This is a genomic window from Azospirillum formosense (assembly GCF_013340925.1).
GTDB classification, from domain to species: Bacteria; Pseudomonadota; Alphaproteobacteria; order Azospirillales; family Azospirillaceae; genus Azospirillum; species Azospirillum formosense.
In genome coordinates this window covers 1-7220 of sequence record NZ_WHOR01000282.1, presented here as the reverse complement: position 1 = coordinate 7220, position 7220 = coordinate 1, and the positions used below count along the sequence as shown (strand labels likewise).

The window sequence follows — 7220 nt, the reverse complement described above, 5'->3', positions numbered from 1 at the left end:
GACCCTCCCGCCCATCATTTCCACGAGCCGCCGGCTGATGGCCAGGCCGAGACCGGTGCCCCCGCGCGACCGGTCGATCTGGCTGAAGCGCTGGAACAGCTGGCCCTGCCGATCCTGCGGGATGCCGATCCCGGTGTCGGCGACGCTGATCGTCAGATGCGGACCGGTGGGGGTGTCGGAGGTCTTCACGACGGTCACACCGACGTCGCCATGCTCGGTGAACTTCACCGCGTTGGCCAGCAGGTTCAGCACCACCTGCCGCAGCCGGTCGGGATCGCCGCGCAGCCAGTCCGGCACATCCGGCGCCACGGCGGCGTGCAGCGTCAGCCCCTTCGCCTCGGCCTCCAGCCGCAACACCGCCGCGCAATTGGCGATCAGGTCGCGGATGGCGAAGGAGGTGTCGTTCAGCGCAAGCCGCCCCGCCTCGATGCGCGAGAAGTCCAGCACATCCTCGATCACCGTCAGAAGCGACCGGCCGGCGTCGCGCACCAGACGGGCGTGGTGGCACTGCCGGGGCGTCAGGTCCTCATCCAGCAGAAGACGGGCGAATCCCAGGATGCCGTTCAGCGGGGTGCGCATCTCATGGCTCATCGTCGCCAGGAACTCGGCCTTGGCGCGGCTGGCCGCCTCGGCCTCCAGGCGGGCTTGGATCAGCGCCTGCTCGTTGCGCTTGGTCTCGGTGACGTCGGTGACGATGCCGTCCCACACGATGTCGCCGTTGTCGCGCCGCGCCGCGCGGCTGGAGACGCTGATCCAGCGGATGTCGCCGTCCGGCCAGACGATCCGGTATTCGAGCCTCCAGGGCTCCAGCGTCTCGGCGGAGGCGTGGATCGAAGCGAACAGGCGTGGACGGTCTTCGGGGTGGAGGATGCGGTTCAGAGCCTCCAGCGTCACCCGCTCGGTCGGCGGCAGCCCCATCACCTGGAAGAAGCCGGGGCTGCAATAGGGAAAGCGCAGCCGGCCATCGACCGTCAGCACCCGCTGATACACGCCGCCGGGCAGGTTCGCCACCGTCGCGGCGAAGCGGCGTTGGCTTTCGGTGAGGGCGATCTGGAGATCGCAGCGCTCCTGCTCCTTGCGCAGGAAGGTGCCCAGCGCCAGCGTGCCGAAGAAGTTTCCGAGGCTCAACGGCACCAGCGTCGTTTCGAACATGCGGTACGCCATGTCCGGCGGCAGCAGCAGGAAACTGAAGGGCGCCATCACCGTCACCAGCAGGGCCAGCGCGGCCAGATGCCGATTGCCGAACCGCCCGGATCGCCGCGCCGCCGCCCCCACCAGCATGCCGATCAGCCCGGCCCCGACCAGCGACGTCACCCCCGCCACGGCTCCCGGCCCGCCCAGCCAGAAACGGAAGGCTCCGGACACCGCGGCGGCCGCCGCCCCGGCCAGAGCGCCGCCGAACGGGCCGGCCAGCCCGACCATCACGTTGCGGGCGTCGATGAACAGGCCCGGCGCCACCCGCACCGGATCGGCCATGCCCAGCACCGCCACCGCGCCGAACATCAGGCCCAGAAGAGTGTTGGCCATCGGTGCCGGCCAGCCGGCGGCGCGGCCGCGGATCTGCAGGAAGACCACCGCCACGACCGCGAACAGCCCGATGTTCTGCGCCAGACCGAGCAGCAGTTCGCTGGAAACCATGTTCATCGCAAACCCACCGGCCATCACAACCCCCTGGCGGTCCCGTTTTGCATTTTGCCTGTGCGGCGCGACACGGATTCGCATCGTGCGATGCATTCCCGGCATACGGGCGGATGTCGCTCCGTTTCGCCCCGCCCGCACGCCGTTTTCACGCAAGGAGCGTGCCGTGCCGAAGGTGGTCGCCCGTCGGAGGCAGCCCGGGGGAGGCAACCCGCCCGGCATCGCCGTACGGGTTGGCGAAGCGGCGGCGCCCCGGGACCGGAAAAGCCCCGCGTTCCGCACCGCACCATGCCCTTCGAGGCACCCCGCCCGCACCGGCAATCGTCGCAAATGCCATAGGCCTGTGACGTTTCGGGGATTTCCGCCGGCCGGCGCGGCGCGGCGGCCGTATGACCGGGTTAGTACCGAATTCCGGCGGGGCAAAATGGCCTGCGATCCCGTTGGCGGAACGGGATGCCGGCGGTACCGCGCCGGTGTCGCCCGAGGTCTGCGCGCTCGCCCGAAGGGGTCCTCCGTTGGGTTTCACGCCGTGAAAGCCGGCGGCGGGACGCCATCGGGCCGGGGGTGCGGACGGGAGGCGGTGACGGGAGAAGGTTCATGCAGCACGCCGTTGCCGGGGCCCCGCGGTTGTCCGTGGTGGTTCCCTGCTACAACGAGGCCGAGGGGATCGGCGAATTGCACCGCCGGGTGTCCGCGGCCTGCCGCGCCGAGGTCGGGGAGAGCTATGAGCTGATCCTGGTGGATGACGGGTCGCGGGACGGCACCTGGGGCCGCATCGCCACTCTGGTGCGCGACGATCCGGCGGTGACGGGGGTGCGGCTGTCGCGCAACCACGGCCACCAGCTCGCCCTGACCGCCGGCCTCCATGTCTGCCGGGGCGAGCGCATCCTGATCATCGACGCCGACCTGCAGGACCCGCCGGAGCTGCTGACGACCATGATGGCCCGCATGGACGCCGGGGCCGACGTGGTCTACGGCACCCGCATGGCCCGCGACGGCGAGACGTGGTTCAAGAAGGGCACGGCGGCGCTGTTCTACCGACTGCTCGACCGGCTGGTCGACATCGATATCCCCAAGGACACCGGCGACTTCCGCCTGATGAGCCGCCGCGCCCTAGAGGTGCTGAACGCCATGCCGGAGCAGCACCGCTTCATCCGCGGCATGGTGAGCTGGATCGGGCTGAAGCAGGAGCCGCTGCCCTACGACCGGCAGGCCCGCGCCGTCGGCGAGACCAAGTACCCGCTGGGCAAGATGATCCGCTTCGCAGTGGACGCCATCACCAGCTTCTCCATCAAGCCGCTGCGCGCCGCCTCCTACGTCGGTTTCTTCTTCGCGCTGTGCGCGCTGCTGGCGCTCGGCTACGCGCTGGTGAGCTGGTCGCAGCACGCGACGGTTCCCGGCTGGACCAGCGTGATGGTCGTCTCGCTGGTGCTGGGCAGCACCCAGCTGCTGATCCTGGGCGTCCTGGGCGAGTATCTGGGACGGCTCTACATGGAGACCAAACAGCGGCCGCTGTTCGTGGTGGACCGCATCGCCCGCCATCCGGACGCCATGGCGGCCCAGGTCGCCGCTCAAGCCGCCGCCCAGGCCGCGGCGGCCGAAGCCGGCGGTCAGGCCATGCCGGACCCCATCGTGGTGCATCTGGGAACCGGCATCGCCGCGGCGGCCGGCGCCTTTTCCCGCATCGAGGCCAAGAGCGGGGCCAACAATTGAGCGGCATGGAAGGCCGGGGACGGGCCGTTCCCTGGACGGCCATCCGCTTTGCCCTGGTCGGCCTGCTGAACACCGGGGTGGATTTCGCGCTGTTCCTGGCGCTGGTGTCGCTGGCCGGCGCTCCCGTTCTGGCCGCCAACGCCGTGGGCTACGGCGCCGGCGTGCTGTGCAGCTTCCTGCTGAACCGCAGCTGGACCTTCCGCCTGCGCCGCGAGGCCGCCCCGATGGCCCGCCGCCTGCCGCTGTTCCTGGCCTTCAACCTCGTCGGGCTGGGACTGTCCACGCTGGTGGTCGGTCTGCTGGTCCCCGCCGTTCCGCCGCTGGTCGCCAAGATCGCGGCGACCGTCGTCACCTTCGCCTGGAACTACTGGTCCAGCCGGCGCTTCGTCTTCACCGCACCGGCCGCCAATCCCCTCGTCTGAGGCCGTGGCCCGAGCGGCCCCGCCGGAGGGCGGGGGCGCTTTGCCGCAACGGCGAACCTTGACCGCCGGGCGGCCTACCCCAATCTATGACGGAGCGGCGCCGATCCTCCCCTTTCGGGCCGCCAGCCAGCCGGGCGCCGGAAACGGGCCCAATGTGCAACTCGCTCGCCTCTCGAGGAGGATGCGCCGTGACGACACGTCTTTCGCTCTTCAACAGTCCGCTGCTCCTGGGCTTCGACCAGTTCGAGCGCACGCTGGACCGCATCGCCAAGAACTCCGCGGAAGGCTATCCGCCCTACAACATCGAACAGATCGGGGACGAGGGCCTGCGCATCACGCTGGCCGTGGCCGGCTTCACCTCCGAGGACCTGTCGGTCCAGATCGAGGACAACCAGCTCGTCATCCGGGGCCGCCAGACCGACGACCGCTCGCGCATCTACCTGCACCGCGGCATCGCCGCCCGCCAGTTCCAGCGCAGCTTCGTGCTGGCGGAGGGGATCGAGGTGGTCGGCGCCTCGCTCGACAACGGCCTGCTCAACATCGACCTCAAGCGGCCCCTGCCGGAACCGAAGGTCCGCACCATCAAGATCGAGCAGCCCGCCCAGGCCGCCAGCGGCACCGCCGGACCGCAGACCATCGACGTCGCGCCCGACCGCGGCGACGCCTGATTGGTTTCGGCGGTCGCCCAGCGCGATTGCCTGTCGCTTACACCTCCTCGACCGATTCGTCCAAAGGACTGCGTCATGAACAGCTTCGACACCGACAAGGCCGCGGCCTACCTGCGCCAACTGTCGCCCCAGGACTTCGCCACCTTCGGGCTGGACCATGTGGCCTATGTCCGGCCGGTGACCGTCGACGACGCCCCGGCCTTCTCCGTCCACGCCGCCGACGGCACGCCGCTGACGGTGCTGGCCGAGCGCGACGTGGCCTTCGCCACCGTCCGCCAGAACGACATGGAGCCGCTGAGCGTCCATTGACGCCTGGGGCGTCCTGCTGCCATTGACGCCCGGGGCGTCCCGCTGACGACGCCCGGGGGTTTCGCCGAAACTTCCCCGGAGGTTGCGAAAGGGCCGGTCCACGGCGGACCGGCCCTTTTCGTTTCTGTACGTCCGGTGCTATGACATTGCTCCGGGACGCCCCCTTCAACCCTTGCCTGCCCCCCTCAACCCGCTATCCTTGTGGGGGACCTCGAAAGTGGACGAGCGGGCGGATGGGCGCCGGCTTGCGGGGAGATGGCATTGAGCGACGGGGCAGACACCAGCGAGGCTGTGGCCGAGGTTGCGGGGGACAAATCGGCACGTCCCCAGGGCGGAGGCCGGCGCAGGCAGTGGGAGGACGAGGCCCGCGACGCGCTGCACATCATGCCGCTGTCGGCCATCCCGCTGGAAACGCCGGGTCTTCAGCACGCCCGGCTGATCAAGAACGTGCGGTTGCAGACCGTCGTCGAGATGTTCCACGACGTCCAGACCGGAAGCGGGCAGGTCTCGCCGCGCCACCTCACCGCCTATTTCGAATCCTACAAGGAGGAGGTGGAGCGCGACCTGGTCAAGATCGAGAAGATCGCCGCCGCCTCCAGCTTCGACGTCTACACCTCCCGCATCGAACTGCGCCGGATGAACATCGACGTCAACAGCGTCGAGTCGCTGACCCTGTCCGACCGCAAGAAGGAGGAGCTGACCAACTACATGCGCGTCTTCACGCGCCCGCTGGTCGAGTATGTCTACGGGTCCGAGGACATGCAGGTCCAGGACGTGAAGGACATCATCGGCATGTTCTCCAACCCCAACCGGGACGAGGCGCTGCGCAACCTGCGCATGATGGCCGACCGGCTGGACATCGAGCTGGGGGAGATCCCGCAGTTCCTCGAGGAGTACGGCGACATCTTCCTGTCGCTGGCCTATTTCAAGAAATGCCTGGACGACATCGTCCCGGAGATCCAGCGTTTCCTGTCCTGGATGGCCGAGATCCGCAGCTCCACCGAGGTCAAGCGCGACGCCCGGCAGATGCGTATGCTCGATGAGATCAGCCGCGACCTGACCGACATCTCGACCTCGATCACCGGGCGGTTCGAGAGTTTCGACAACCGGTCCAAGGACTTCTGGCGCGACATCAACGCCGAGACCTTCCATTCCATCCGCGAGCTGATCGCCTCCCACCACGTCACCATCGGCGGCGTGCTGTGCGGTCTGGCGGTGAAGATGGACCTGTGGAAGGCGCGCTTCGCCCGCGGCGGCGGCGGCCCGAACCGGCGCATGGAGTTCGTGAAGTCGGAAATCCTGCCCGGCCTGTCCCACATCAAGTCGCTGGAACAGTCCGCCCGCTCCGCCAGCGCGTGAGGAGCCCTCCACGGCACGGTTCCGGTTGCCCGGAACGGCGGCTCATTCCGTCAGGGGCACCCTGGTGGTCACCATCCCCCCGTCCGGCACCGCCAGGGCGAAGGCGTCGAAGGCCGGCGGGCCGAAGGCGCCGCCCGTCGCCCCGCCGCTGAAGCCGTAGGGCTCACGCGGCACTCCCAGCAGATTGGTGGTGAGCACCGAGTCGCCGTTCCGATCCTGGAACACCGCGACTCCGTAGCGCCCCGCCGGCAGCCCGGCGAAGACCGCCGTCACCTCCGTCCCCGACGCCTCCAGGATTTGCCCGGCGAAGCGCCGTTCCGCCCGGTAGGCGTCGGCACCGTCATACAGCGCGACCCACAGCGTGCCCTGTTGGGGCTTGACGTTGCCGATGGTTGCGCGAAGCTCCCCCGCGCGGACTCCCGCCGCGGCGAGCGTCAACGCCACCGCGCCGACCAACCCCAATCCGATCCGACATGCAGCTCCCATTTCCTGTCCCTTTCCTTCGCCGTGGGCGAACCGTCGCCTTTCCGAGCCGGTCCCTTCCATGCCTGAAGGAGCGGGCGGAGGGCCACCGCCGCTGCGGGACCGGCGGGTTGCGGCTTCGCCGAACGCCGGGACCGGCGGTTCACGATGCGTGAAACGGAGGTTCCTGCAATGGGGCAGCCTCGCACGCCCTACCGCCACCGGCTGCTGGGCCGGCGCCTGCCGGTGCTGCTGGCCGCCGCGCTGGTGCTGACCCTGCTGGGTCCGTTCGGCACCTTCGCGGATCTGACGCTGACGCAGCGGCTGGCCTATTGGTGCGGGCTGATCGGGCTGGGCGGTCTCGCCTTCGAGCTTCTGACCCTGGCCGCCGGCCATCGGCTGCGGGAGCGGGCGGGGGCGTGGCGCGCCATGCTGGCCGGGGTGGTCCTGGCGGTGGCGGCGCCGATGACACTGACCGTGGCGCTGCTTGAAAGGACGTTGCGCGGGATGGATTTTCTGCGCCCGCTGGGGTTGGCGGAGCTGTTCGTCTATGTCGTCATCGTCACCCTGCTGGTGTCCGCCATTCCGGTCTGGCTGGAGCTGCGCGACCGCGGGCTTCTCGCCGCCCCCACGCCACCGCCTTCCCCGC

7 protein-coding genes and 1 pseudogene are annotated in these 7220 nt (G+C 69.5%); 6 read left to right on the top strand and 2 right to left on the bottom strand.

Features of this window, described 5'->3' with window-relative positions; genetic code table 11:
- Positions 1–1644: hybrid sensor histidine kinase/response regulator (locus GBZ26_RS24955; protein ID WP_174441150.1), on the bottom strand; the 1644-nt coding region annotated here is incomplete at its 3' end.
- A gap of 591 nt (positions 1645–2235) precedes the next feature.
- Here GBZ26_RS24955 and GBZ26_RS24950 point away from each other — a divergent pair.
- The 5 genes from GBZ26_RS24950 to GBZ26_RS24930 all read left to right on the top strand — a co-directional run bounded on the left by GBZ26_RS24950 (position 2236) and on the right by GBZ26_RS24930 (position 6109).
- Positions 2236–3351 (top strand): glycosyltransferase family 2 protein, encoded by a 1116-nt coding sequence (locus GBZ26_RS24950; protein ID WP_174441149.1) that lies wholly within the window; start codon positions 2236–2238, stop codon positions 3349–3351.
- 5 nt (positions 3352–3356) lie between these two features.
- A complete protein-coding gene (locus tag GBZ26_RS24945) occupies positions 3357–3773 on the top strand; it encodes a GtrA family protein (protein ID WP_174441148.1) in 417 nt (138 codons plus the stop codon).
- A 188-nt stretch (positions 3774–3961) separates the two neighbouring features.
- A complete protein-coding gene (locus GBZ26_RS24940) occupies positions 3962–4441 on the top strand; it encodes an Hsp20 family protein (RefSeq protein ID WP_014239222.1) in 480 nt (159 codons plus the stop codon).
- A 75-nt stretch (positions 4442–4516) separates the two neighbouring features.
- The gene (locus GBZ26_RS24935) at positions 4517–4750 is read left to right on the top strand and encodes a DUF1150 family protein (RefSeq protein ID WP_038525869.1); all 234 of its coding nucleotides are present in this window, start codon (positions 4517–4519) and stop codon (positions 4748–4750) included.
- Between the two features lie 261 nt (positions 4751–5011).
- Entirely contained in the window at positions 5012–6109 is a 1098-nt protein-coding gene (locus GBZ26_RS24930) for a hypothetical protein (protein WP_174441147.1), read from the top strand.
- Between the two features lie 42 nt (positions 6110–6151).
- Here the strand turns inward: GBZ26_RS24930 and GBZ26_RS24925 are convergent, their stop codons facing one another.
- On the bottom strand, positions 6152–6595 hold the full coding sequence (locus tag GBZ26_RS24925) for a DUF2141 domain-containing protein (RefSeq protein WP_174441146.1): 444 nt from the start codon (positions 6593–6595) through the stop codon (positions 6152–6154).
- A 168-nt stretch (positions 6596–6763) separates the two neighbouring features.
- On the opposite strand from GBZ26_RS24925, the pseudogene GBZ26_RS24920 reads away from it, so the two are divergent.
- Positions 6764–7220, top strand: a pseudogene (locus tag GBZ26_RS24920) (LytTR family DNA-binding domain-containing protein); the annotation flags it as partial.

What these genes read in the sequence shown, in the direction of transcription:
- GBZ26_RS24950 (WP_174441149.1), top strand. Translation starts at nt 2,236, where the DNA reads ATGCAGCACGCCGTTGCCGGGGCCCCGCGGTTGTCCGTGGTGGTTCCC.
- GBZ26_RS24945 (WP_174441148.1), top strand. Translation starts at nt 3,357, where the DNA reads ATGGAAGGCCGGGGACGGGCCGTTCCCTGGACGGCCATCCGCTTTGCC.
- GBZ26_RS24935 (WP_038525869.1), top strand. Translation starts at nt 4,517, where the DNA reads ATGAACAGCTTCGACACCGACAAGGCCGCGGCCTACCTGCGCCAACTG.
- GBZ26_RS24925 (WP_174441146.1), bottom strand. Translation starts at nt 6,595, where the DNA reads ATGGGAGCTGCATGTCGGATCGGATTGGGGTTGGTCGGCGCGGTGGCG.